Source organism: Streptomyces sp. NPDC048751, from assembly GCF_043198595.1.
Taxonomy (GTDB): Bacteria; Actinomycetota; Actinomycetes; order Streptomycetales; family Streptomycetaceae; genus Streptomyces.
In genome coordinates this window covers 81,440-105,364 of the sequence record NZ_JBICUX010000008.1, presented here as the reverse complement: position 1 = coordinate 105,364, position 23,925 = coordinate 81,440, and the positions used below count along the sequence as shown (strand labels likewise).

Sequence of the window (23,925 nt, the reverse complement as noted above, 5' to 3'; positions counted from 1 at the left end):
AAGGATCAGAACAGTCGGAGGGGGGCGGGAGGGTCAGATGATCCCGAAGAGCATGCCCGACGCGAGGATCACCAGGCAGGTCAGCGCCGCCCACTTGACCACGAACCGGGTGTGGTCGCCGAACTCGACCTTCGCCATGCCGACGAGGACGTACACGGCGGGGACCAGCGGGCTCGACATGTGCAGCGGCTGGCCGACCAGCGAGGCGCGGGCCATCTCCAGCGGCGTGACACCGTGCGCCGCGCCGGCCTCGGCGAGGACGGGGAGAACACCGAAGTAGAAGCCGTCGTTCGACATGAAGTAGGTGAGCGGGAGGCTCAGGACGCCCGTCACGAGGGCCATGTGCGGGCCCATGCCGGCGGGGATGACGTCCACCATCCACTTGGCCATGTGGTCGACCATGCCGGTGCCCTGGAGGACGCCGGTGAAGACGGCGGCGGCGAAGACCATGCCGGAGACGTTGAGGACGTTGTCGGCGTGGGCCGCGAGGCGGGCCCTCTGGTCGGGGATGCGCGGGAAGTTGACGGTCAGCGCGAGCGCGGCACCGAGCAGGAACAGCACCGGGATCGGCAGGTACTCCATGATCATGGCGGCGAGCAGGGCCACCGTGAGCAGCGCGTTGAACCAGTACAGCTTGGGGCGCAGCGTGGCACGGTTCGGGTCGAGGCCCTGCATGCCGTCGTCGGACTCGTCGTCGTCGCCGAGGGCGACATCGGCGCCGGAACCCCCGGTGCGGGCGGCGCCCTTGCCGGGGCCGGAGGAGCCGGAGGCCCCGGAGCCGGCGCCCACGAGCACCGCCTCGGTCTCCTTCTCCTCGATCTTCTCCCCGGCCTTCTCCGTGACCTTCTCCTCGGCGTGGCCACCGACCAGCGCCTCGTCCAGCGTCAGCACGCCGAGCCGCTTGCGCTCGCGGCGGCCGAGGACGTACGAGAGGGCGATCACGAAGACCAGGCCGACGGCGAGCGCGGGGATCATCGGGACGAAGATGTCGCTGGCGTCGAGCTTCAGCGCGGTGGCGGCGCGGGCGGTCGGGCCGCCCCACGGCAGGGTGTTCATCACGCCGTTGGCCATGGCGGCGACACCGGTCATCACGACCAGGCTCATCTTCAGGCGCTTGTACAGCGGGTACATCGCCGAGACCGTGATCATGAAGGTGGTCGAGCCGTCGCCGTCGAGCGAGACGATCGCCGCGAGCAGGGCCGTGCCGACGACGATGCGCAGCGGGTCGGCCTTGCAGAACTTGAGGATGGCCCGGACGATCGGATCGAAGAGGCCGACGTCGATCATCACACCGAAGTAGACGATCGCGAACATGAGCATCGCCGCGGTGGGGGCGAGGCTGGTGACGCCGTCGATGACGTAGTCACCGAGCTTGGCGCCCTTGCCGACGAACACACAGAACAGCGCGGGGATCAGCACGAGCGCCGCGATCGGCGACATCTTCTTCAGCATGATCAGGACCAGGAAGGTCGCGATCATGGCGAAGCCGAGGATGGTCAACATGAGTGGATACCTAACGTTCGCCCTTGAACTCCCACCAGGGCCGGCGGTTCGACGACGTTAGGTCTGTTCGTTTGGCGTTAACAAGACGTTGACGTGCGAGCAATAAGCGCAAAACTGCTGGTCACGGCTTTGCTGAGGTCAGAGGCATAAGCATTTCGGCCATCGGAGCCGTATTTTTCACGCCAGCGGGGCCAGTTCGACGGGGACGCCGTTGAGGACCGCGTTGCCCGAGAGGGGGTCGAGCAGGCTGCCGTCGAGGAGCTGGTTGACGTTGACGCCGGGGTCGGTGGCCGCGTGGCTCATCCGGGTGCCGGGCCGGTCGTGGCCCCAGCCGTGCGGCAGGCTGACCACGCCCCGGCGCACGCCGTCGGTGACCTCGGCCGGGGCCGTCACCTCTCCCCCGGCGCCCTTCACCCGCACCGGCGCCCCGTCGCGCACGCCGAGCCGTTCGGCGTCCTCGGGGTGGATGTGCAGGGTGCAGCGGTTGCTGCCGCCGGTCAGGGCGGGGACGTTGTGCATCCAGCTGTTGTTGGACCGCAGGTGCCGGCGCCCCACGAGGACGAGTCCGGCGGGGCGTTGCGCCAACGCCGCGCGCAGCCGCGGCAGGTCGTCCGCGATCGGCGACGGCAGCAACTCGACTTTGCCGCTCGGGGTCTTGAGCGGCTGGGGCAGGCGGGGCCGCAGCGGACCGAGGTCGATGCCGTGCGGATGGGCCAGCAGTTTCTCCAGGCTCAGCCCGTCCGGTCGTACGCCGAAACCGTCGCCGTAGGGTCCGAGGCGCAGCATCATGTCGAGTCGCCGCTCGGGGCCGTCGGCGCCGGTGAGCAGGGACGCCAGCTCGCGGGGGTCGCGGCCGTGCACGGGTGAGTGGGGTTCCTTCACGGCCTTGCCGAGGGTCTGGTCGAGGACCAGCGTGTCGACGGCGGACGGGTCGGCGCCGTGCATGCCGGTGACGGCCAGGATCAGCCGGGCGAAGATCTCCGTCTCCGCCATCCGGCCGGGCTCCAGCCGGAGGGCGGGGCGCGTGTAGCGGACCTGGTTGCGTACGGCGAGGGTGTTGAAGGCGAAGTCGTGGTGGGGGCTCTGCGAGGGCGGGGGCGGCGGCAGGACGACGTCCGCGTGACGCGAGGTCTCGTTGAGGTACGGGTCGACGACGACCATGAAGTCCAGGGAGTCCAGCGCCTTGTCGAGGCGGTCGCCGTCGGGGGCCGAGAGCACCGGGTTGGCGGCGACGGCGATCAGCGCCCGGATCGGCTCGCCCTCCTCGGTGGCGGTGTCGATCTCCTCGGCGAGTACGGAGAGCGGCAGTTCGCCCTTCGCCTCGGGGTGGCGGCCGACCCGGGAGTGCCAGCGCCCGAGCGCGAAGCCGCGGCCGGGTCCCGCGGGGCGGGGCGTCCGGTCCGTGGCGGCCAGCGGGAAGAGGGCGCCGCCGGGCCGGTCGAGGTTGCCGGTGAGGATGTTGAGGACGTCGACGAGCCAGCTGGCGAGGGTGCCGTGCGGGACCGTGCAGCTGCCGATGCGGCCGTACACGGCGGCCGTGGGCGCGGCGGCCAGCTCGCGGGCCAGGGCACGGGTCACGGAGGCCTCGACGTCACAGGCCTCGGCGACAGCCTCGGGGGTGAACTCCCGTACGGCGGCGTGCACTTCCTCGACGTCCTGGACGTGCGGGCCCAGCTCGCCGAGGTCGACCAGGCCTTCCTCGAACAGTACGTACGTCATCGCCGCGAGCAGCAGCGCGTCGGTGCCGGGCCGGATCGCGACGTGCCGGTCGGCGAGCTTGGCGGTGCGGGTGCGGCGCGGGTCGATGACGGTGAGGGTGCCGCCGCGGGCCTTGAGCGCCTTGAGCCGGCCGGGGAAGTCGGGCGCGGTGCACAGACTCCCGTTGGACTCCAGGGGGTTGGCGCCGATGAGGAGGAGGTGGTCGGTGTGGTCCAGGTCCGGTACGGGGATGGCGTTCGCGTCGCCGAACAGCAGCCCGCTGGAGACGTGCTTGGGCATCTGGTCGAGCGTGGAGGCGGTGAACAGGCTGCGGGTGCCGAGGCCGGCGAGGAGCACCGCCGGGTAGAGGCCGCCGGCCACGGTGTGCACGTTGGGGTTGCCGAGGACGACCCCGACGGAGTGCGGCCCGAACCGCTCGACGACCGGCCGGACGCCCGCCGCGACCGCGTCGAACGCCTCCTCCCAGCTCGCCTCCCGCAGCTCGCCGTCCTTGCGCACGAGGGGCGCGCGCAGCCGGTCGGGGTCACTGTCGACGGCTCCGAAGGAGGCCCCCTTGGGGCAGATGAATCCCTTGCTGAACACGTCGTCCCGGTCGCCGCGGGCGCCGGTGACCTTCGTGCCCTCGATGGTGAGCGTCAGCCCGCAGGTGGCCTCGCACAGGGGACAGATACGCAGAGCGGTGCGGGACACGGGTCCTCCTGGGGGCAGCGGTGCCTGTCCCGGATGAGCATACCGACCGGTATGCACGGAGGGGAGGGCCTCGCCCGGTCGAAACCGGCGCCGAAGCGCTCTCAGTCCAGTACCCGCGCCAGATAGGCCCGCAACAGCTCCCGCGCTTCCGTGATGATCTTCTCGTCGCCCTCCGGGTCCACCCGGAAGGCGAGGTGCACCAGGGTGTCCGCGGTCTCGACGGCGACGAGGAAGGTGCGCTGCATGTCCTCGTCGGGTTCACGGCCGAGATAGCCGGAGAGGAGCTCGGTGAGGCGCTCGGCGACCCGGTGGTTGGGTTCGCCGTCCCGGGCCCCGACCGGGATCTGGTTGCCGAAGTCGACGAGGGAGAAGCCCGGCGCGGTGCGCTTCATCCCCAGGTACTCGTCGAGCACCGCGTCCATGGCGGCCCGCCAGTCTCCCCCGCCCCCGGCCTCCTTCAGCCGCTCGGTGACACGCTCGGTGTAGCGCTCCAGGTTGCGCTGGGCGAGCGCGTCGGCCATCGCGCGCTTGTTGCCGAAGAACCGGTACACCGAGCCGATCGGGACGCCGGCGCGCAGTGCCACGGCGCGGGTGCTCAGGGCGTCGTAGCCGACCTCGTCGAGGAGGTCGGCGCAGGCGTCGAGGATCCTGGTCAGGCGTTCCGCGCTGCGCCGCTGCACGGGCGCACGGCGTAGCGATGTCGCGTGGGGCACGGGCTTCATGATGCCTCTCCGCCGCGGTCCGGTGAACCTCGCCCCCCAGTACGGGGCGAAGCGCTCCCGGAACTCACCGCGGGCGTGGGCTCGGCGGCCGAGGCGGTGATGTCCGCCGTGCACTCGACCGACTCGCCGTCCACGGCCCAGACCGTGTCGTCGTCGGCGTACAGGCGCGCGGTGACGTGGTGGGTGCCGTGCGGGAGGAAGGCGGCCGCGAGCCGGTGGTCCGGGCCGCGCAGGGTGGCGACGGGGCGGCCGTCCACGAAGAGGCGTGCGATGCCCTGTCCGGCCACGGCCCGTGCCGCCGTACCGGCCGGTGAGAAGCGGAAGGCGGTGACGGTCAGCCGCACGTCCCAGCTGCCGTCGGCGTCGGGCTGGACCTCCATGGCGACCCGGGGTGCACCCTTGTCGTCCACTTCCCGCAGGCGGTGCCCCTCCCGGTCGGTGTCGTCCAGGAGCTTGCCCACGGGCGACGACTCCCCCGGCCCGGCCTGCCCGTAGGCATCACTCGAAGCGCAACCCGCGGATCCGGTCACCATCAGGACACAGACCGCGAGCGCGGCGAAGAACCCCCGCTTCCACGACATGCCGGGGAGCGTAGAACATCCGTCCGACACCTCGGATCCCCCTGTGGTCGGGTTCTCGAGGCACCCGTGTAGTCCTCCATGAGGAGATCACGTCGGCCTCTTGCGCCCCGGAAACCGCAATCCTACGGTGATACATAGGAATCGGACGCAAGGGAGCGACCATGGGCAGCGGGGACGCACGGAAGACCGCCGAGGGGCTGACCTACCTCTCCGGTTTCGGCAACGAGCACAGCTCCGAGGCCGTCCCGGGCGCCCTCCCCGAGGGCCGCAACGCACCCCAGCGCGCCCCCCTCGGCCTGTACGCGGAACAGCTCAGCGGTACGGCGTTCACCGAGCCCCGCGCCCACAACCGCCGCTCCTGGCTGTACCGCATCCGCCCGTCGGCCGCCCACCCGGCGTTCACCCACACGCACAACGGCCGGGTCCGCTCGGCGCCCTTCACGGAGTCGGTGCCCGACCCGAACCGGCTGCGCTGGGACCCCCTGCCCGAGCCGCAGGAGGGTACGGACTTCCTGGCCGGCCTGTGGACCCTGGGCGGCAACGGCGACGTCACCCAGCGCACCGGCATGGCCGTGCACCTGTACCACGCGGACTCCTCGATGGACCGCGTCTTCAGCGACGCCGACGGCGAGCTGCTGATCGTCCCCGAGCGCGGCGGCCTGCTGCTGCGCACGGAGTTCGGCCTGCTGCACGTCGAGCCGGGCGAGGTGGCCCTGATCCCGCGCGGGGTCCGCTTCCGCGTCGACCTCCTGGATGCCGCGTCCGACGGCGGGCAGAGCCCGACGGCCCGCGGCTACGTCTGCGAGAACTACGGCGCCCCCTTCCGCCTCCCCGACCTCGGCCCGATCGGCGCCAACGGCCTGGCCAACCCCCGCGACTTCCGGGCGCCGGTCGCCGCGTACGAGGACGTCGAGGGCCCGGTGGAGGTGGTGAACAAGTTCTGCGGCAACCTCTGGACGGCCCACTACGACCACTCCCCGCTCGACGTCGTCGCCTGGCACGGCAACCACGTCCCCTACGTCTACGACCTGCGCCGCTTCAACGTCATCGGGACGATCTCCTACGACCATCCCGACCCGTCGATCTTCACGGTGCTGACGTCGCCGTCGGACACCCCCGGTCTGGCCGGCGTCGACTTCGTGGTCTTCGCACCGCGCTGGCTGGTGGGCGAGGACACGTTCCGGCCGCCGTACTTCCACCGGAACGTGATGACCGAGTACATGGGCCTGATCGAGGGCGCCTACGACGCGAAGACGGCCGGAAAGGGGGGCTTCGTGCCGGGCGGCGGCTCGCTGCACAACATGATGTCGGCGCACGGCCCCGACCGGGAGACCTTCGACCGGGCGAGCGCCGCCGAACTGCGGCCCCAGAAGGTCGACGACGGCCTCGCGTTCATGTTCGAGACCCGCTGGCCGATCACCCTCACCCCGCACGCGGCCCGCGCGGAGCACCTCCAACCGCACTACGACGACGTGTGGCAGGGCCTCCAGCGGCACTTCCGCCCCTTGCACTGAGGGAATTCCTGCCGGTACGGATGACCCCTGTGACCTCCTTCGCCCCGGACTCGATCGTCCTCAACCGCAAGCTGCCGCTCTGGTACCAGGTGTCGCAGTCGCTGCGTGCCTCGATACTCGGCCGCTCGCCCCAGGACCCGTTGCGGCTGCCCACGGAGGAGCAGTTGGCGGGCCACTACGGGGTGAGCGTGCTGACCATGCGGCAGGCGCTGAAGGAGCTGGAGGCCGAGGGGCTGATCAGCCGGCACCGCAGGCGCGGCACCTTCATCGAGCCGGACGTGCGGCGGGGTGCGCCCGTGCGGCTGCTCGGCTCGGTCGACGCGATCGTGGCCCAGCAGTCCGGCATGGCGACGGAACTCCTCGGCCACGGGCGGGCTCCGGTGCCCGCCGAACTGGCCGAGTTCTTCCCGGACCTGGCCGAGGTGGCGACGTACCACCGACTGCGCGGCGACGAGAAGACGGGCGAGCCGACCAACCACGCCCGCAACTACGTCCGTCCGGAGATCGCCGCCCGCGTCGACCCGGACGACCTGCTGCGCTGGCCGATGACCAAGGTGCTGCGGGACGTCGTGGGCGCGGACATCAGCCGGATCACCGACACCGTCGAGGCCCGGCTCGCGGACCCTGAGACCGCCCAGCTCCTCCAGGTGCCGCTGCTGAGCCCGATCCTGCACTACACCGGCGTGACCTACGACGGGGACGGGCGGGTCCTGGACGCCGCCGTCATCCACTACCGGGGCGACCGTTTCTCCTTCACGGTCACCCTCGACGCGACATGACGTGCCGTGGGCAGTCCCACGTACCATGCCCAGCGTGACGCACGACGACGCTCCGCCGCTGGCGGACCTCATGCCGTGGTCCGTCGCACCGCCCCGGCTCGGCCGGGGCTGGCCGGCGGCCCCCGACCCGGCCTCCCTCAAGGCCCGCTGGGACGCCCTCATGAAGGCGGAGGGCCCCGACCGCGAGGCCCTGTTCGAGTCGACGCGCGCACGCACCCCGCACACGGCGGTGGGCCAACTGCCGGGCCGGTCCGGCGCCGGCACGGGGAAGCTGGCCCGTGCCTCGGGCCCGTGCCCGGATCCGGTGCGTGTCCTGACCGCCCCCTTCGACGAGCAGTGGCTCATCCCCGACCACCGCCTGATCGATGCGGCCCGCCCCGAGCTGTGGCGGGTCGCGGACGAGCAGCAGATCTTCGTACTGGAGACCCCGGAGTCACCGGAATCACCCCTCCTGGCGACCTCCCTGGTCCCCCTCCTGCGCCCCGGCCGCGTCCGCCCGCTCTACCGCCGCCCCGGCGCCGAGGAACCCAACCTGGCCCCGGGTCTGCTGGACGCGCTGGGCCACTCCCCCGATCCGGTGGACTTCCTGGCCTGGACCCTGACCGTCGCCCGCCCCGACCTCACCGTCCCCCTCACCCGGGACCCCGACCTCTGGTCACGGGGCGTCGAGACGGGCCGCCGCATCCTCTGGCTGCTGCGCCGCGACGGCGACCGCCCCAAACTCCCCGGCGGCCGCCGCCCCTACGTGCGTGCCCCGCTCCCCACCCGTCCCCTCGCCCTCCACTACGACCGCGACGAGGAGTCCCTCCACCTCGACGAGGGCCGCATCTCACCGGTGCCCCCGCAGGCGTGGGACTTCGAGGTGGGCGGAACCCGGGTCCTGGAGGCGTGGTTCACGGCGAGAACGGCCGAGACCGCGGCCCCGGGCACCCTGTCCGCCCTCCGCCCGGTGACCTGGCCGCAGACCTGGACCTCGGAACTCCTGGAACTGATCACGGTGTTGGCCCTGCTGGCGGAACTGCGCCCACAGCGGGAGGCGTTGGAGCTGACCGACCCGATCACGTCGGCGGAGCTCCGCGCGGCGGGCGTACTGCCGCCCCCGGGCTCGGCCCGCAGACCGGCGTCGGTGCTGGACCACCACGAGGAGGGCCCCGAGGGCCAGTTCACGTTGCTCTAGGCGCCGCGCTCGAAGCCGTCGAGCACCCGCACCAGCATCCGTTCGAACACCGCCTCGAGATCGATCGGCCCCGCGTCCTCCGTGAACGCCGCCGCCATCCTCGGATACGCCCCGCCGGCGATCTGGCTGCCCAGATACGCGATCCGCACGGCGTTCTCCTGCTCCTCCGACCACGGCAGCGACCGGGTGCGCTCGGCGGTGGCCAGCTCGTTGCCGACGTACGTCGTCACGACCCCGTTCACCATCGCGATCAGCTCCAACTTGGTGCCGTAGGGCGCCTTGAGCGGATCGAGGCAGGTCAGGCAGTGCTCCAGATAGCGCAGGGCATTCGGGCTGAACCCGTACACCGGTGACATCAGCCGGGGCAGCCAGGTGTGCCGGTACATCAGGGCACGGGTCTGGCGGGCGACGCGGACCATGTCGGCCCGCCAGTCCCCGCTCGGCTCCCACGGCTCGTGCTCGCCGCTGACCGCGTCCACCATCAGCTCGTACAGGTCCTCCTTGCGGGGGACGTAGTTGTACAGGGACATCGTCCCGCACCCCAGCGCCGCCGCGACGTGCCGCATCGACACCGCGTCCAGCCCCTCCGCGTCGGCGATCCGCACCGCCGCCGCGGCGATGTCCGCCCGGGTGTACGCCGGCTTGGGCCCCCGGCCCGCCCGTTCGGGACGGGCCCAGATCACTTCGGGTACGGCCGCTCGGCCCGCCATCGATCATCACCTCGTCCACCATCCTAGTTACGTACAGCGTACGTAGTGCGCTATGGTCGCACCATGACTTCTACGTACGCTGTACTTAGTGAAGGCCTGGAGAAGCGTTTCGGTGAGGTGCGCGCGCTCCAGGGCCTCGACCTCGCCGTCCCCCAGGGCACCGTCTGCGGCCTGCTCGGGCCGAACGGGGCGGGCAAGACCACGGCGGTACGCCTGCTGACGACGCTGCTGCGGCCCGACGCGGGGTCGGCCCGGGTCGCCGGACACGACCTCGTGCGGGACGCGGCCGCCGTCCGCGGGGCCATCAGCGTGACCGGGCAGTACGCGTCGGTCGACGGCGACCTCACCGGCCGCCAGAACCTGCGCCTGTTCGCCCGGCTGCACCGGATGCACGACCCGGGCGGGAGGACCGCCGAGTTCCTCGACCGCTTCGGGCTCACCGAGGCCGCCGACCGGCCGGCGTCCACCTACTCGGGCGGTATGCGGCGCCGCCTCGACCTCGCGGCGAGCCTGCTCCGCCGCCCCGAGGTGCTCTTCCTCGACGAGCCCACGACCGGCCTCGACCCGGCCAGCCGCAACGACATCTGGGACGCCGTCCGCGAACTCAAACAGGACGGCACCACGGTCGTGCTGACCACCCAGTACCTGGAGGAGGCCGACCAACTCGCCGACGACATCGCCCTGGTGGACCGGGGCAGGGTCGCGCACACCGGATCCCCCCGCGAACTCAAGGCGCTCATCGGCTCCTACGCCGAAGTGGTCGTCGCGGACCCGGACGTCCTGGCGAGGGCGGCAGGGGTCCTGGACCAGCTGACCGGCACCGAGCCGACGTTCGACCACGAGCGCGCGGCCGTCGGCGCGGTCACCCGGGACTCCACGCTCACCCTGCCCCGCCTGGTGCGCGAACTCGACGCGGCGGGCGTGCCGTTGCTGGACGCGACCCTGCGCCCCCCGACCCTCGACGAGGTGTTCCTGCGCCTCACCACCGACCAGGAGGTCGCCGTATGAGCACCCTCGCCTTCGACGGCACGGCCATGCTGGGCCGCCAGCTGCTGCGCGTGCGCAACAACCCGGCGCTGGTGATCCTCACCCAGACCATGCCGATCACCATGCTGCTGTTCTTCGGCTACGTCTTCGGCAGCGCGCTCGCGATGCCGGGCGCCGAGTACCGGTCGTTCCTGGTGCCGGGCCTGCTGGTCGCGACCGCCGCGAACGGGATCATGACCGGTATGTTCCAGGCGGCCCAGGACCTCCACCGCGGGGTGACGGACCGGCTGCGCACCCTGCCGGTGAGCCGGGCGGCCGTGCCGCTCGGGCAGGCGGCCGCCGACATCGTCGTCACGGCGGCCGGGACGGTGCCGTTCCTGCTGGTGGGCCTCGCGGTGGGCTGGCGCATCGACGGCTCGGCGCCGGCGGCCGTGGGCGCCCTCGCCCTGTTGCTGCTGTTCCGGTTCGCCTGCACCTGGATCGGGATCCACCTCGGGCTGCTGACCAAGAGCGAGGAGGCGGCCGGTCAGCTGGGCAGCGCGACCTTCATGCTGCCGCTGCTGTCCAACGCCTACATCCCCACGGACAACCTGCCCGGCTGGCTGCGCACGCTCGCCGAGTGGAACCCGCTCAGCGCGGTGTCCACGGCCCTGCGGGACCTCTTCGGCAACGCGCCCGTGCCCGACGGCGCCTCCTGGCCGGTCGCACACCCGGTCGCCGGGTCGCTGGCCTGGAGCGCGGTACTGCTCGCGGTGTTCGTGCCGCTCGCGGTGCGCAAGTACGCGCGGCCATGACAGAAAGGGGCGGCGCGGGCATGATCCACCTTATGGATCAGCTCCCGCCGCCCCTCGAGGGCATCACGGTCGTCGCCGTCGAACAGGCCGTGGCGGCGCCCTTCGCCACCCGTCAGCTCGCCGATCTCGGTGCCCGGGTCATCAAGGTGGAGCGGATCGACGGCGGCGACTTCGCGCGCGGCTACGACACCGCCGCCGGGGGCCTGGCCTCGCACTTCGTGTGGTGCAACCGGGGCAAGGAGTCCATCGCGCTCGATCTGAAGGACCCGCGGGGCCTGGACGTCGTACGGCGACTGGTCGCTCAGGCGGACGTGTTCGTGCAGAACCTCGCGCAGGGGGCCGCCGCCCGGCTCGGCCTGGACGCGGCCGGCCTGTGTGCGGCGCACCCGCGGCTGGTCGCCGTGGACATCTCGGGGTACGGGGCGACAGGTCCGTACGCGGACAAACGGGCGTACGACATGCTCGTGCAGTGCGAGGCGGGTCTGGTCTCGGTCACGGGAACGCCCGAGCAGCCCGTCAAGGCGGGGATCCCGGCGGCCGACATCGCGGCCGCCATGTACGCGTTCTCGGGGGTCCTCGCGGCGCTGGTGCGGAGGGGGACGACCGGGCGGGGCGGGCCGGTGGAGGTGTCGATGCTGGACGCCCTGGCGGAGTGGATGGGTCATCCGCTGCACCACGCGATGCACGACGGGACGGCCCCGGCCCGCACGGGTCTGGCACACGCGGTGATCGCGCCGTACGACGCCTACGCGACGACGGACGGCGGGCGGGTGCTGCTGTCGGTGCAGAACGACCGGGAGTGGCGGCGGCTGGCGGAACAGGTCCTCGGCCGGCCCGAGTTGGGGACGGATCCGGCGTTCGCGACGAATGCCGCGCGGGTGGCCAATCGGGAACGTACGGACGCGTATGTGGCCGAGGCACTGGGTGCGCTGGGCACCGGGGAGGCACTGGCCCGGCTGGAGCGGGCCGGGCTCGCCTGCGCACGTCTGCGGGACGTGCACGAGGTGGCGGAGCATCCGCAGCTGGCGGCCCGGGAGCGGTGGCGGGAGGTGGGGACGCCGGTCGGGCCGCTGCGGGCGCTCCTGCCGCCGATCACTCTGCCGGGCGGGGAGGAGGCGCGTATGGGGAACGTGCCCGCGCTCGGGGAGCACACCGAGGCCTTGCTGCGCGCCGTGGGGATGACGGACGACGAGGTCGCAGCATTGCGCCGGGACGGTGTGGTCGCCTGAGCGCGGACCTCAGTTCCCGCCGAACAGCGAACGACGCAGCCGACGCAGGGGTGCGAAGAGGGAGACCCGGCGAACCCGCGCGCCCCTGTCGCTGCGCCGCTGTGTGGTGTCCCTGGCGGTGAGCTCACGCATCAGCGAGGTCGCCTCGGCCGTCTCCCGCTGCGGCACGGCGGGACCCGCCAGTACCGAGAGGTGGCGGTCGAGGCGCGAACTGGTCGCGCTGCTGCCGCAGGTGATCGCAGGGACCCTCGCCCTGCGCGCTGTTATCTGTTCCATGTCACTCCCCACCCGTACGAGTCCACCCGGCCCGGGCAGGTTAACCCTATCGCCCCGTCCGGGCACCCGTGTATCCCGGTCACAGGATTCACCTACCCCACAAGGGGGTTGACGATTACTCTCCGAATCCAACAGTTTTCAGGGCGAGTTGGACAATCGGCTGCGTAGTGGGCTGCACCGATCCCCCTTCGGGTTCGACGGTTACGGCGAGTGACGTGGCGGCGGTGTCGAGACCGGTCGCGACCAGGGGCGTGTCGCCGTCGAAGAGTCCGAGGGAGCGTGGTTGCACGTCGGGGCGCATGAGCCACAGCTGGTGCACCTGTCCGCTGGGCAGGTCGCCGTATCCGCTCAGGGTCACGATCGCCTCCTTCTTCGAGGCGGAGGCGATCACTCCGATACTTCTGCCCTCGGCGTCTCTGCCGGTGCTCGCTCGTGCGTCCGGAGCCGCCAGAACGTGGGCGATCTCACGTGACTGGGCCCGCTCGGCATTCAACTGGTCCTGGGTGCGGTTGGCCTGGACGGCGAAGAGCGAGGCGACGACGAGAGCCGCGGCGGCCGTGGCGGTGGCGAACGGCACGAACAGGGGGCGGCGGCGCTCACGGGGCGCACGGGCGCGCGCGGGAGGCGGCTGGGCGCCCCACACGTGCGGCGGCAGCTGGGGAGCGTGCTCCCGCACCGGCGCCCGCTCCTGCGGAGTGGCCCGTACGGCGGCCAGCACCCGGTCGCGCATCGCGGCCGGCGCCGGGGCGGCCGTCGACCAGGCCAGCCGGACGGCGTCCTCGGACAGGGCGCGCACCTCGGCGGCGCAGCGGGCGCAGCCCTTCAGGTGCTTCTCGAAGCGGCGCCGCTCCTCGGGGTCGAGGGCGTCGAGGGCGTACGGGGCCGCCAGGGAGTGCGGGTCGTCGCGGCCGAAGAGCCGGTCGAGCAGACTCATGCGGCACCTCCCAGGCATTCGCGCAGCCGCGTGAGTCCGTCGCGCATCCGCGTCTTGACGGTGCCCAGCGGCAGCGAGAGCCGCTCGGCCACTTCACGGTACGTGTAGCCGTCGTAGTAGGCGAGTGTGACGGACTGGCGTTGCAGGGCCGTGAGGCGGTCCAGGCAGCGGCGCACGTACTCGCGCTCCAGACCGGCCTCGACCTCCTCGGACACCTGGTCGAAGGCGGGGTGGTGGGCGCGCTGGGCCTCGCGCTGCTCGCGTTCGCCGGCCGCGCGGGCGCTGCGCACCCGGTCGACGGCGCGGCGGTGGGCGAGGGTGAGGATCCAGGACAGGGCACTGCCGCGTCCGGGGTCGAAGCGGGCGGCGGAGCGCCACAGTTCGAGCAGCACCTCCTGCGCCACCTCCTCCGACTGCGCCGGATCCCTCACGACCCGCCGCACCAGTCCGAACACCGGTCCCGACACCAGTCCGTACAGCTCCTCGAATGCCCGTTGGTCGCCACCTGCCACGAGCACCAGTAGCTCGTCCGCGTCCACGCGGTCCCCCTCTCTGCGGCCGCACCCGCCCCGTCCCGCCACACCAGGCATTCGCAACGAACACACCTCCGGAGGGGGTTACGGATCAGCGTGCCCCAAACGCGGGTGGAGGAAAGAAAAAAAGTTTTTCGCCTCAGACCAATCCGATCGGCCTTCCGCTGCGTATCACTGTCCGTCAGGCAAGTTGGCACTGAGGACGGACGGCATGACACCTACTTCCAAGCGCGGCCCGGGACGCCGGAGCGTCGCAACTCTCATCTCCGGAGCGCTGGCCGCCGGAGGAATCGCGGCAGCCGGCGTCTCCGCGCTGGAACCGCAGGCGGCCTCCGCCTCCAGCCACCGGGAGGCTCCGCTGATCTCGGGGACTCCCCAGTACGACAACACGGACGTGTACGCCTTCGTGAGCCCGGACAAGCCGGACTCGACGACGATCGTCGCGAACTGGATCCCCTTCGAGGAGCCGGCCGGCGGACCGAACTTCTTCCCGTTCGCCGAGGACGCGCAGTACGACATCAACATCGACAGCGACGGTGACGCCAAGGAAGACCTGATCTTCCGGTACACGTTCAAGACGCACGTCAAGAACAAGAAGACGTTCCTGTACAACACCGGCGCGGTCGAGAGCCTGGACGACCCCGACCTGAACGTCACGCAGACGTACGACCTCGAGCTGATCAAGCTGAAGAAGGGCTACCAGGTCTCGAAGACGAGGGTCGCCTCCGACGTCCCCGTGGCGCCGTCCAACGTCGGCAAGGCGTCGATGCCGGACTACAAGAAGCTGCGCGACCAGGCGATCTACAAGCTGCACAACGGCACGCAGACCTTCGCCGGACAGGCCGACGACCCGTTCTTCCTGGACCTGCGCGTCTTCGACCTGCTGTACGGCGGGAACCTCTCCGAGGTCGGCAACGACACGCTCAAGGGCTACAACGTCAACTCGATCGCGCTGCAGATCCCGAGCTCGCTGATCACCGAGTCGATGCACCAGCCGATCGTGGGCATCTGGTCGACGACGCAGCGTCAGAACGCGCGCGGTGAGTACAAGCAGGTCTCGCGTCTGGGCAACCCGCTGGTCAACGAGGTCGTCAACCCGATCAAGGACAAGGACAAGTTCAACGCGTCCGAGCCGAAGGACGACGGCCAGTTCCTGAAGAACGTCACCAACCCCGAGCTGCCGAAGCTCATCGAGGCGATCTACAAGATCAAGGCGCCGGCCGAGCCGCGCAACGACCTCGTCGACGTGTTCCTCAAGGGCGTCAAGGGCCTCAACCAGCCGAAGCACGTGACGCCGTCGGAGGAACTGCGCCTCAACACCTCGATCAAGCCGACCGCCAGCCCCAAGCGGCTCGGCGTCCTCGACGGCGACAACGCGGGCTTCCCGAACGGCCGTCGTCTCACCGACGACGTGATCGACGCCTCGCTCCAGGTCGTCGAGGGTGAGCTGCTGGGCGCGAAGAACGACCTGGGTGACGCGGTCGACAAGAACGACAAGGACTTCGAGAAGTACTTCCCGTACGTCGCGCTGCCGACGGAGGGTTCGCGTGGTGCGCTCGCCAAGGGCGCCAGCGGCAGCAACGACGTCCGCAGCCAGCTCGGTGACGCGCTGACCCCGGCCGGCGAGGGCAACACCACGCTGATCGCCGCCTCGGCGGGCGCCGGCGCGGCCGGTGTCCTGCTGATCGGCACGGGCCTCATGTGGTGGCGTCGCCGGAACCGGGCGTACTAGTCCCGGATCCGCGCGCCCTTCGACTGGCGCGGCCCGCACATCCCATCCCCCACGGTGCGGGCCGCGCCGCAATCCCCCCACGCAGCAACCCAGCTCGTTGATCCACCCCAGGCGACCGAGGAGAGGGCATGTCCCCGCGCACCAACGACGACACACCGGAGCGGGCCCCCGGCACCCCACCGGCCACCCCGGCACCGGCAGCCGCGGAGAGCGTCGACATGCCGTCTCCGGAACACGCCGATGAGCACGACTGCGCGACCTCCGACACCGACCGGCATGCCCAAGAGAGCGCCGTGAACATCGAGTCCACCGACGAGCGGGTCGCCGCCGCCGGGCGGCGGTGGCGGCGGGCTCAGCTTTTCGGGTGCGCGGCCATGCTGGCCGTGGGGCTGACCGCGGGGGCCATCGCGTTCGGGGCCGCGCGGGACGGCGGGAGCGCCGTACCGGTGTCCGCGGCGGGAGCCGTCTCGCCGGCGTTGCTGGGCAGCGGGGACCTGGACGCGAGCATCACCGCCCTGCAAACGCATCTCAAGGGCCAGCCGAAGGACTTCGGCGGCTGGGCCACCCTCGGTCTCGCCTACGTCGAGCAGGCCCGCACCAAGGGCGACCCCTCCCGCTACCCGCAGGCGGAGAAGGCGCTGAAGCACTCCCTGGAGCTGCGGCCCGACAACGACCAGGCCCTGGCCGGCCGCGCGGCGCTCGCCGCCGCCCGCCACGACTTCGCCGGTGCCCTGAAGTACGCCGACCAGGCCCTGAAGCAGAACCCCTACAGCGAACGCGCCCTGTCGTCCCGTATCGACGCCCTCGTCGAACTCGGCCGCTACGCCGACGCCGCGAAGGCCGCCGACACCGCCGACGAACGACGCCCCGGCGTGCCGGTCTTCACCCGGTACGCGTACGTGCGTGAACTGCGCGGAGACGTGAAGACGGCCGAGCGGGTCCTGAAGCAGGCGCTCACGAGCTCCACCACCCCGGGCGACATCGCGTACGTCGCCGGCCAGCTCGGTCAACTCGCCTGGAACCAGGGCGACTACGACAGCGCCCTCACCTACTACGCGCGCGCCCTCGCCGCCGACGAGAACTACCTCCCCGCCCTGGAAGGCCGCGCTCGCGCGCAGGCCGCGAGCGGAGACAGCGCGGAGGCGATCAAGGGCATGGAACAGGTCGTCGCCCGCTACCCGCTGCCCGGCCCGCTCGTCGTCCTCGGCGAGCTCTACGAGCAGCGCGACAAGGCCGGCGACAAGGACAAGGCCCGCGACCAGTACACCCTCGTCGACGCGTGGACGGCCCTCGCCCGCGCCAACGGCGTCAACGCCGACCTCGACACCGCGCTCGCCGCGGCCGACCACGGCGACCGGGCGACGGCCCTGCGCGCGGCCCGCGCCGATTGGGCCCGCCGGCACACCGTGCACACGGCGGACGCCCTCGCCTGGGCCCTGCACGTCAACGGCAAGGACGAGGAAGCCCTCCCCTACGCCCGGCAGGCCACGGCCACCGGTTACCGCAACGCCGCGTTCCTCTACCACCGCGGCATCATCGAACGCGCCACGGGCCACACCGAGGACGCCCGCACCCATCTCACGGCGGCCCTGAAGCTGAACCCCGGCTTCTCGCCCCTGGGTGCCCGCGAGGCCCGCGGCGCGCTGAAGACGCTGGAGGCGGACAAGTGAGCCCCCGTCGTTTGTTCGCCTCCTGCGCGGCCGTCCTGACGGCCGGGTGCGCGCTCGTGCTCGTCCCTTCCACGACCGCGAGCGCGCACCCCCTGGGCAACTTCACCCTCAACCGCTACGACGGACTCGTCGCCGCCCCCGGACAGCTCCGTGTCGACCACGTCGAGGACCTCGCCGAGATCCCCGCCACCCAGGCCCAGCCGGACATCAAGCGCCTCGGCATGACCGAGTGGGCGAAGCAGCGGTGCGCGAGCGCCGCCGAGGGCAGCGAGGTCACCGTCGACGGCCGCCACGTCGCCCTCACCGTCGCGAGCAGCGAGGCGCAGGTGCGTCCGGGCCAGGCGAGCCTCGACACCCTGCGCGTGGAGTGCCGGATGACGGCCCCGCTGCCCGAGCGGGACACCGTCGCCCTCGGCTTCCACGGCGCGGGCGCGTCCTCGGGGCCGGGCTGGCGGGAGATCACCGCGCGCGGCGACCGGATGACGCTCACCGCGTCGGACGTACCGACGAAGTCGGTCTCGCGCGAACTCACCTCGTACCCGGCGGAGTTGCTCTCCTCCCCCGCCGACACCGCGGCCGCGTCGCTGCGGCTGCGCCCCGGCGGTCCGGCCCTCGCCGAGGAGGACGGCGCGGCGCCCGCCGCGTCCGTGCTGCCGCGCGGCGCCGACCGCTGGACCCGCGCCCTCGACGACCTGGTCTCCCGGCAGCGCCTCACGGTCGGCTTCGCCGCCCTGGCCCTGCTCATCGCCATCGGCCTGGGCGCGATGCACGCGCTCGCGCCGGGCCACGGCAAGACCATCATGGCGGCGACCGCGGCCGCCCGCGGGGGCAAGGCACGCCTCAAGGACGTCCTGCCGATGGCCGCGTCGGTGACCATCACCCACACCCTCGGCGTCGTCGCCCTCGGCCTCCTGGTGACGGCCGGCTCGGCGGCCGCCCCGTCGGTCATCGCCTGGCTGGGCCTCGCGAGCGGCGCGCTGGTCCTCGTGGCGGGAGTGACCCTCGTACGACGGGCCTGGCGCAACCGGAGCCAGGGGCACGGCCACGGCCACGATCACGAACACGGCGGGCACGGGCACAACCACGGCCACGATCACGGCGGACACGGGCACACGCACGACCACGGGCATGATCACCCGCACCCGCACGACCACAGCCACGACCACGACCACACCCCCTCGCACCAGCCCGCCGACACTCCCGACCGCGACCTGGTCCTGGTCGGCGCCCACCCCCACGCCACCCCCACCACCACGCTCACGGAAGCCCCCGCGCACACCCACGAGCACGATCACGAGCACGAGCACCACAAGCACCCTCACCCGCACCCCCACACCCTCGAACACACCCACGGTGGCGTCACCCACACGCACGCCACCGCCCCCACCCTCCGCGGCACGATCCTCCTCGGCTTCGCCGGTGGGCTCGTGCCCAGCCCCTCCGCCGTCGTCGTGCTCGTCGGCGCCGCGGCGATGGGCAAGGCGTGGTTCGGGCTGCTGCTGGTCCTCGCATACGGCATCGGTCTCGCCCTCACGCTCACGGCGGCCGGGTTCGCGGTGGTGAGGCTGGGCACCGCGATGAACCGCCTGGTGGACCGGGGCTCGCGCTGGAGCGCCGGCCGGGCGGTGACGCTGCTGCGCACGGCCACCCCCCTGGTGTCCGCGCTGGTCGTCGTGGCACTCGGGGTCGGATTGGTGCTCAAGGGGGCGGCATCCGTACTCGGCTGAGCTACTTTTGGGGAGGTATTGGCCGGGATGCGAACCGGGATGCGGAATGGGGGCGCCGGTGTCCGAGGAACCGGGCAGTGAACGTCTGATCGCGGGCCGCTACCGTCTGCTCGCCCCGCTCGGCGAGGGCGGCATGGGGACGGTGTGGCGGGCCCACGACGAGGTGCTGCACCGCGAGGTCGCCGTCAAGGAGGTGCGGGCCCCGGCCGGGCTGCCGATCTCGGACGTCGAGCGGTTGTACGCCCGCCTCGAGCGCGAGGCGTGGGCCGCGGCCCGGGTCGCCAACCGCAACGTGGTGACGGTGTACGACGTGGCCACGCAGGACGGCCGCCCGTGGATCGTCATGGAGCTGGTCCGTGGTATCTCGCTGGCGGATCAGCTGGACGCCGAGGGCCCGCTCACCCCGCAGCACGCCGCGTACGTCGGCGCCGAGGTGCTGGCCGCGCTGCGCACCGCGCACGAGGCGGGGGTGCTGCACCGCGACGTGAAACCGGCCAACGTGCTGATCTCGAACGACGGCCGGGTGGTGCTCACCGACTTCGGTATCGCGACCGTCGAGGGCACCTCCGCGCTGACGATGACCGGCGAGGTCATCGGCTCCCCCGAGTTCCTCGCGCCGGAGCGGGCGCTGGGCCGCACGCCGGGTCCCGAGTCGGACCTGTGGTCGCTCGGCGTGCTGCTGTACGCGGCGGTGGAGGGCAACTCGCCGTTCCGCCACGACACCCCGCTGAGCACCCTGCGCGCGATCGTCGACGAGGAGCTGCCGCCGCCGCGCCTGGCCGGTCCGCTGACCCCCGTCATCGAGGGGCTGCTGCGCAAGGATCCGGCCGAGCGCCTGCCCGGCGACCGGGCGGAACAGGAGCTGCGCGTGGTCGCGGCGGGCGGCCGGCCGAGCGCGGACACGGCCCGGACCGTACCGGCGTACGCGCCCACCGTCGCCGGCCCCTCCACCACCGCACGGCAGGGGCCGCCGACGCCGCCGCGGCCGGTCCCCGTTGTCGGGCCGGACCGGCCGGAGCGCGACCGCCGCTCCGCGGGCGTGCTGGTGGCCGGGGTGGCCGTCCTGGCACTGGCGGTGGCGGGGCTGACGTACGCGCTGCTGAACAGCGACGGCGACGGCGACCGCAAGGGCAACACGAACAGTCAGAGCGGTGGGGTCGCGACCCCGACTCCGACCCCGAGCCCGGAGAAGAGCACGGCGGACACGGAGAAGGCCAGTCCCACGCCCAGCCCGACCAGGAGCAGCGAGTCACCGGCGCCGCAGACCGTGAAGGTGAGCCTCGCGGGGACGCGTACCGACTACTCCGGCAGCTGTCCGCCCCCGAGTGGTGGGGCGCCGTCGTTCACAGCCACCTTCACGGTGGGTCGGCTGCCCGCGAAGGTCGACTACCGCTGGGTGACGAAGGACGGCGAGGTCTCCGACCCGGGCTGGAAGACGCTGTCGTTCCCCGCGGGCGGCGGGAAGTCGAAGCAGGACACCGTGAACGTGACGACGAACGCCGAGAGCGGGACGTACCGCAACGAGATCAGTGTCGAGGTACGCGATCCGGTGGAGACGACGTCCACGTCGGTGCCGTTCTCCATCACGTGCGAGACGGAGACCCCGACGGACGGGGCCTCCCCCTCGCCCTCGCCTTCGCCCTCTGAGTGAGGGTCAGGCGGCGTTGGTCAGGACCGGCAGGTAGCCGCCCGACTGCCCGGCGGCGGTCGGGTGGTAGGACTCGCCGATGTTGAGCCAGCTGACGCTGTGCAGCCAGGAGCTGCCCGAGCAGATCTCGTGCCCGCTGAAGGTGGTGCGCACGTCACCGAAGGTGAAGCCGTGGTCGGCGGCGCGCTTGGCGACGGTGGTGTCGAGGTGGTCGGCCGCGTCGTTGATGGCCTTGCGCTTGGTCTCGGACAGGCCGAGACAGGTGGTGCCGAGCTGGTAGAAGCGGGGGTAGCCGATGACGACCACCTCGGCGGCGGGGGCTTTGGCGCTGATCGCGGAGTAGACCTTGTCGAGTTTGCCGGGCAGCGTCGAGTCGACGTACGCCCGGGCGGTGTTGATGCGGGAGACGCACGCGCTGTCGGACTGCAGGACACACGTCGTCATGACGTCGGCGAAGCCGGCGTCGTTGCCGCCGATGGTGATCGAGACGAGGCCGGTGGTGGAGCCGAGGCCGCCGAGCTGATTCGCCAGAACGTCATCCGTTCGGGCGCCCGAGCATGCGGCGAACGTGAACGACGACGGTGAGTGGGCGGCGTTCCAGAGGTAGGGGTACGCCTTCGTGCTGCGCTTGCAGTCACCGCTGGAGCTGATGTAGCTGCCGGAGCCGACTCCCGAGGAGTAGGAGTCGCCGAGCGCCACATAGCCGCCGGACGCCGCGAGTTGGGATGCCTGCGCCGCGGTGGCCCCGGTGAGGGCGGTGGCGGCGGCGAGGAGGATCGAGCCCAGGAACTGGGCAAGTCGGGAACGTCTCATGGAACCTCCCTTTAGCAGGATCTCTGCCCCAACTGTCGTAGCAACTAAGCGCGTTGACGGAAAGCGTTCATACCAAGAGCATTTGGTACGACCCGGTTGCGTCTTGACCCCCGCCTCGGCGGCGGCCAGGGGCAGGGCGCGTGGGCGCACGGGTCGGTGACAGGGCGAGGGCACGCAGGAGGCGTGCGCCCAGCGAGCCGAACACGCCCGACACGCCACCCGTAGCCGGGAAACCGGGTGCGCACGGGCCCCGGGTGCCGGATCATGGCCGCATGTCCGCGCACCCACACGACGCCCTGCCGATCCGGCTCAACGTCGACGACTCCGACTCCCCGTCCGACGTCGTCGACGCGCTGTTCCTCGGCCGCTTCGCGACGGGCGAGCAGCCGTTCTCGCACGCGGCGAACATCGACCGCGTACGCGCCGGCGCGACCCTGATCCCCCCACAGGCACGGGTGCTGCGCGTCGCCCGCGACGACGACCGCAGCGCGACCCTGGCGGAGGGCGACGGCTGGACGCTGCTGGTCTCCCGCTGGAACCGGGGCGCCGACGTCACGGTGACCGCGACCAGCGCCGAACTCGCCGCGAAGGTCCTCGACGAGGCGACGGACGGCGCGGCCGACGAGCCCGAACCGCAGCCGGAGAACGTGACGATGGGATTCTGGTACGTGTCCCCGAGGCGGGGCCCGCACCGTACGACCCGTCAGATCTCCGCGGGTACCTGGGACGAGGTGCGGCAGAACTACACCGCCCCCGTCGCCGACGCGATGGACCGCCTGATGGGGACCACCCCGGAGGACATCGCCGGCCGGCTGCTCCTGCTGCACGGCCCGCCCGGCACCGGCAAGACCTCGGCGTTGCGCACCCTCGCCCGCTCCTGGCGGGACTGGTGCCAGGTGGACTGCGTACTGGACCCCGAGCGGCTCTTCTCCGACGTGGGGTATCTGATGGACATCGCGATCGGCGAGGAGGACGGCACGGGCAAGGGCCGCTGGCGGCTGCTCCTGCTGGAGGACTGCGACGAGCTGATCCGCGGGGAGGCGAAGCACACGGCGGGCCAGGCGCTGTCCCGCCTGCTGAACCTGACCGACGGCCTGCTCGGCCAGGGCCGCAACGTCCTCGTCGGCGTCACCACCAACGAGGACCTGGAGCGCCTCCACCCCGCCGTCGTCCGCCCCGGCCGTTGTCTGGCCCGTATCGAGGTGGGGCCGCTGACTCGCCGGGAGGCGGTGGACTGGCTGGGCAGCGAGGAGGGCGTCGGCCCCGAGGGTGCCACCCTGGCGGAGCTGTACGCGCTGCGCCGGGGCATCTCCCCGACGTCGCTGCCGGAGCCGCGGGGCCGCGCGGACGCGGGGCTGTACCTGTAGGTGCCCGCGGACGGTGCTTTGATTGTCGTATGACCCTGTTCGTCGGTACGTCGGGGTGGCAGTACAAGGACTGGCGGGACGTCCTGTACCCGGCCGGGACACCCCAGCGGCTGTGGCTGGAGGAGTACACGGCGCACTTCGCCACGGTCGAGATCAACAACGCGTTCTACCGGCTGCCGTCCCACGAGACGTTCGAGTCCTGGCGGGACCGGGTGCCCGGTGACTTCGTGGTCGCGGTCAAGGCGAGCCGCTATCTCACCCACATCAAGCGGCTACGGGAGTCCGAGGAGCCGGTGCACCGCCTGATGACCCACGCGGCGGGCCTCGGCGCCCGCCTCGGCCCGGTCCTGCTCCAGCTTCCGCCGAACCTGCGGGTGGACGTGCCGCTGCTCGACACCTGCCTGGCCCACTTCCCCTCCGGCACCCGGATCGCGGTCGAGCCACGCCACGAGTCCTGGTGGACACCCGAGGTGCGGGCCGTCCTGGAGTCCCGCGGCGCGGCACTGTGCTGGGCCGATGTGCGCGCCCGCCCCGCGACACCCCTCTGGCGCACCACCGACTGGGGCTACGTCCGTTTCCACCAGGGCCGCGCCCACTCCTGGCCCCGCTACGGCCGCCGCTCCCTGGAAACCTGGATCGACCGCATCGCCACGACCTGGCCGGACGCCGGCGACGTCTACACCTACTTCAACAACGACCCGCACGGCGCGGCCGTGGCGGACGCGGTGGTGTTCGGGAGGGCGGCAAGGAGAGCTGGTTTGACGGTGACGAGGACGCCGGAGTCGGTACCGGCAGGTTGACCGTCCCTCTCCGCTGCACG

Annotated in this window: 21 protein-coding genes; 12 read left to right on the top strand and 9 right to left on the bottom strand. The window is 71.9% G+C overall.

Annotated elements, in window-relative coordinates; genetic code table 11:
* Positions 1 to 33: 33 nt before the first annotated feature.
* The 4 genes from ACGFNV_RS25340 to ACGFNV_RS25325 all read right to left on the bottom strand — a co-directional run bounded on the left by ACGFNV_RS25340 (position 34) and on the right by ACGFNV_RS25325 (position 5,215).
* Positions 34 to 1,503: a CitMHS family transporter gene (locus ACGFNV_RS25340; protein ID WP_393625283.1), complete on the bottom strand. Its 1,470-nt coding sequence runs from the start codon at positions 1,501 to 1,503 to the stop codon at positions 34 to 36.
* A gap of 177 nt (positions 1,504 to 1,680) precedes the next feature.
* The gene (locus ACGFNV_RS25335) at positions 1,681 to 3,912 is read right to left on the bottom strand and encodes a molybdopterin oxidoreductase family protein (RefSeq protein WP_393625282.1); all 2,232 of its coding nucleotides are present in this window, start codon (positions 3,910 to 3,912) and stop codon (positions 1,681 to 1,683) included.
* A 101-nt stretch (positions 3,913 to 4,013) separates the two neighbouring features.
* The gene (locus tag ACGFNV_RS25330; RefSeq protein ID WP_393625281.1) at positions 4,014 to 4,634 is read right to left on the bottom strand and encodes a TetR family transcriptional regulator; all 621 of its coding nucleotides are present in this window, start codon (positions 4,632 to 4,634) and stop codon (positions 4,014 to 4,016) included.
* Complete coding sequence (locus ACGFNV_RS25325) at positions 4,631 to 5,215, bottom strand: hypothetical protein (protein ID WP_393625280.1); 585 nt, start codon at positions 5,213 to 5,215, stop codon at positions 4,631 to 4,633. The genes ACGFNV_RS25330 and ACGFNV_RS25325 overlap by 4 nt, the downstream gene beginning before the upstream one ends.
* Positions 5,216 to 5,376: 161 nt before the next feature.
* Here ACGFNV_RS25325 and hmgA point away from each other — a divergent pair, with 161 nt between their 5' ends.
* The 3 genes from hmgA to ACGFNV_RS25310 are packed head-to-tail and all read left to right on the top strand — an operon-like array spanning position 5,377 to position 8,685.
* Positions 5,377 to 6,729, top strand: coding sequence for a homogentisate 1,2-dioxygenase (gene hmgA / locus ACGFNV_RS25320; protein ID WP_393625279.1), 1,353 nt, complete (start codon positions 5,377 to 5,379; stop codon positions 6,727 to 6,729).
* Positions 6,730 to 6,758: 29 nt separating this feature from the next.
* Positions 6,759 to 7,508, top strand: coding sequence for a GntR family transcriptional regulator (locus tag ACGFNV_RS25315; RefSeq protein WP_393625278.1), 750 nt, complete (start codon positions 6,759 to 6,761; stop codon positions 7,506 to 7,508).
* A 25-nt stretch (positions 7,509 to 7,533) separates the two neighbouring features.
* A complete protein-coding gene (locus tag ACGFNV_RS25310) occupies positions 7,534 to 8,685 on the top strand; it encodes a type ISP restriction/modification enzyme (RefSeq protein WP_393625277.1) in 1,152 nt (383 codons plus the stop codon).
* Here ACGFNV_RS25310 and ACGFNV_RS25305 read toward each other — a convergent pair.
* Positions 8,682 to 9,395, bottom strand: coding sequence for a TetR/AcrR family transcriptional regulator C-terminal domain-containing protein (locus tag ACGFNV_RS25305; protein ID WP_393625276.1), 714 nt, complete (start codon positions 9,393 to 9,395; stop codon positions 8,682 to 8,684). The genes ACGFNV_RS25310 and ACGFNV_RS25305 overlap by 4 nt on opposite strands.
* A 63-nt stretch (positions 9,396 to 9,458) precedes the next feature.
* Here ACGFNV_RS25305 and ACGFNV_RS25300 point away from each other — a divergent pair, with 63 nt between their 5' ends.
* The 3 genes from ACGFNV_RS25300 to ACGFNV_RS25290 are packed head-to-tail and all read left to right on the top strand — an operon-like array spanning position 9,459 to position 12,405.
* A complete protein-coding gene (locus tag ACGFNV_RS25300; RefSeq protein ID WP_393625275.1) occupies positions 9,459 to 10,403 on the top strand; it encodes an ATP-binding cassette domain-containing protein in 945 nt (314 codons plus the stop codon).
* Complete coding sequence (locus ACGFNV_RS25295) at positions 10,400 to 11,176, top strand: ABC transporter permease (RefSeq protein ID WP_393625274.1); 777 nt, start codon at positions 10,400 to 10,402, stop codon at positions 11,174 to 11,176. Before ACGFNV_RS25300 ends, ACGFNV_RS25295 begins: the two co-directional genes overlap by 4 nt.
* Before the next feature lie 32 nt (positions 11,177 to 11,208).
* On the top strand, positions 11,209 to 12,405 hold the full coding sequence (locus tag ACGFNV_RS25290) for a CaiB/BaiF CoA transferase family protein (protein WP_393625273.1): 1,197 nt from the start codon (positions 11,209 to 11,211) through the stop codon (positions 12,403 to 12,405).
* A 9-nt stretch (positions 12,406 to 12,414) separates the two neighbouring features.
* Here the strand turns inward: ACGFNV_RS25290 and ACGFNV_RS25285 are convergent, their stop codons facing one another.
* The 3 genes from ACGFNV_RS25285 to ACGFNV_RS25275 form a co-directional block, all read right to left on the bottom strand.
* Positions 12,415 to 12,681, bottom strand: coding sequence for a hypothetical protein (locus ACGFNV_RS25285; protein WP_133929279.1), 267 nt, complete (start codon positions 12,679 to 12,681; stop codon positions 12,415 to 12,417).
* Between the two features lie 115 nt (positions 12,682 to 12,796).
* Complete coding sequence (locus tag ACGFNV_RS25280) at positions 12,797 to 13,615, bottom strand: anti-sigma factor domain-containing protein (protein ID WP_393625272.1); 819 nt, start codon at positions 13,613 to 13,615, stop codon at positions 12,797 to 12,799.
* Positions 13,612 to 14,154 (bottom strand): sigma-70 family RNA polymerase sigma factor, encoded by a 543-nt coding sequence (locus ACGFNV_RS25275; RefSeq protein ID WP_393625271.1) that lies wholly within the window; start codon positions 14,152 to 14,154, stop codon positions 13,612 to 13,614. The genes ACGFNV_RS25280 and ACGFNV_RS25275 overlap by 4 nt, the downstream gene beginning before the upstream one ends.
* Before the next feature lie 205 nt (positions 14,155 to 14,359).
* Here ACGFNV_RS25275 and ACGFNV_RS25270 point away from each other — a divergent pair, with 205 nt between their 5' ends.
* From ACGFNV_RS25270 to ACGFNV_RS25255, 4 genes are all read left to right on the top strand, one after another.
* On the top strand, positions 14,360 to 15,880 hold the full coding sequence (locus ACGFNV_RS25270) for a DUF4331 domain-containing protein (RefSeq protein ID WP_393625270.1): 1,521 nt from the start codon (positions 14,360 to 14,362) through the stop codon (positions 15,878 to 15,880).
* A 128-nt stretch (positions 15,881 to 16,008) separates the two neighbouring features.
* Positions 16,009 to 17,550 carry a tetratricopeptide repeat protein gene (locus tag ACGFNV_RS25265; protein ID WP_393625269.1) on the top strand — a complete coding sequence of 514 codons (1,542 nt, stop codon included), beginning with the start codon at positions 16,009 to 16,011 and terminating at the stop codon, positions 17,548 to 17,550.
* Entirely contained in the window at positions 17,547 to 19,277 is a 1,731-nt protein-coding gene (locus tag ACGFNV_RS25260) for a nickel transporter (RefSeq protein WP_393625268.1), read from the top strand. The genes ACGFNV_RS25265 and ACGFNV_RS25260 overlap by 4 nt, the downstream gene beginning before the upstream one ends.
* 58 nt (positions 19,278 to 19,335) lie before the next feature.
* On the top strand, positions 19,336 to 20,928 hold the full coding sequence (locus tag ACGFNV_RS25255; RefSeq protein ID WP_393625267.1) for a protein kinase: 1,593 nt from the start codon (positions 19,336 to 19,338) through the stop codon (positions 20,926 to 20,928).
* A 3-nt stretch (positions 20,929 to 20,931) separates the two neighbouring features.
* Here ACGFNV_RS25255 and ACGFNV_RS25250 read toward each other — a convergent pair whose 3' ends face one another.
* A complete protein-coding gene (locus ACGFNV_RS25250; RefSeq protein ID WP_393625266.1) occupies positions 20,932 to 21,738 on the bottom strand; it encodes an SGNH/GDSL hydrolase family protein in 807 nt (268 codons plus the stop codon).
* A gap of 272 nt (positions 21,739 to 22,010) precedes the next feature.
* On the opposite strand from ACGFNV_RS25250, the gene ACGFNV_RS25245 reads away from it, so the two are divergent.
* Positions 22,011 to 23,105 carry a DUF5925 domain-containing protein gene (locus ACGFNV_RS25245; protein ID WP_393625265.1) on the top strand — a complete coding sequence of 365 codons (1,095 nt, stop codon included), beginning with the start codon at positions 22,011 to 22,013 and terminating at the stop codon, positions 23,103 to 23,105.
* A 29-nt stretch (positions 23,106 to 23,134) separates the two neighbouring features.
* Positions 23,135 to 23,905 (top strand): DUF72 domain-containing protein, encoded by a 771-nt coding sequence (locus ACGFNV_RS25240; RefSeq protein WP_393625264.1) that lies wholly within the window; start codon positions 23,135 to 23,137, stop codon positions 23,903 to 23,905.
* Positions 23,906 to 23,925 lie beyond the last annotated feature (20 nt).

Bases quoted from the DNA above. Each gene is read 5' to 3' on its own strand.
- ACGFNV_RS25340 (WP_393625283.1), bottom strand. From the start codon at position 1,503: ATGTTGACCATCCTCGGCTTCGCCATGATCGCGACCTTCCTGGTCCTG.
- ACGFNV_RS25295 (WP_393625274.1), top strand. From the start codon at position 10,400: ATGAGCACCCTCGCCTTCGACGGCACGGCCATGCTGGGCCGCCAGCTG.
- ACGFNV_RS25300 (WP_393625275.1), top strand. From the start codon at position 9,459: ATGACTTCTACGTACGCTGTACTTAGTGAAGGCCTGGAGAAGCGTTTC.
- ACGFNV_RS25240 (WP_393625264.1), top strand. From the start codon at position 23,135: ATGACCCTGTTCGTCGGTACGTCGGGGTGGCAGTACAAGGACTGGCGG.
- ACGFNV_RS25305 (WP_393625276.1), bottom strand. From the start codon at position 9,395: ATGGCGGGCCGAGCGGCCGTACCCGAAGTGATCTGGGCCCGTCCCGAA.
- ACGFNV_RS25310 (WP_393625277.1), top strand. From the start codon at position 7,534: ATGCCCAGCGTGACGCACGACGACGCTCCGCCGCTGGCGGACCTCATG.
- ACGFNV_RS25280 (WP_393625272.1), bottom strand. From the start codon at position 13,615: ATGAGTCTGCTCGACCGGCTCTTCGGCCGCGACGACCCGCACTCCCTG.
- ACGFNV_RS25325 (WP_393625280.1), bottom strand. From the start codon at position 5,215: ATGTCGTGGAAGCGGGGGTTCTTCGCCGCGCTCGCGGTCTGTGTCCTG.
- ACGFNV_RS25290 (WP_393625273.1), top strand. From the start codon at position 11,209: ATGGATCAGCTCCCGCCGCCCCTCGAGGGCATCACGGTCGTCGCCGTC.
- ACGFNV_RS25285 (WP_133929279.1), bottom strand. From the start codon at position 12,681: ATGGAACAGATAACAGCGCGCAGGGCGAGGGTCCCTGCGATCACCTGC.
- ACGFNV_RS25330 (WP_393625281.1), bottom strand. From the start codon at position 4,634: ATGAAGCCCGTGCCCCACGCGACATCGCTACGCCGTGCGCCCGTGCAG.
- ACGFNV_RS25265 (WP_393625269.1), top strand. From the start codon at position 16,009: ATGTCCCCGCGCACCAACGACGACACACCGGAGCGGGCCCCCGGCACC.
- hmgA (WP_393625279.1), top strand. From the start codon at position 5,377: ATGGGCAGCGGGGACGCACGGAAGACCGCCGAGGGGCTGACCTACCTC.
- ACGFNV_RS25250 (WP_393625266.1), bottom strand. From the start codon at position 21,738: ATGAGACGTTCCCGACTTGCCCAGTTCCTGGGCTCGATCCTCCTCGCC.
- ACGFNV_RS25245 (WP_393625265.1), top strand. From the start codon at position 22,011: ATGTCCGCGCACCCACACGACGCCCTGCCGATCCGGCTCAACGTCGAC.
- ACGFNV_RS25270 (WP_393625270.1), top strand. From the start codon at position 14,360: ATGACACCTACTTCCAAGCGCGGCCCGGGACGCCGGAGCGTCGCAACT.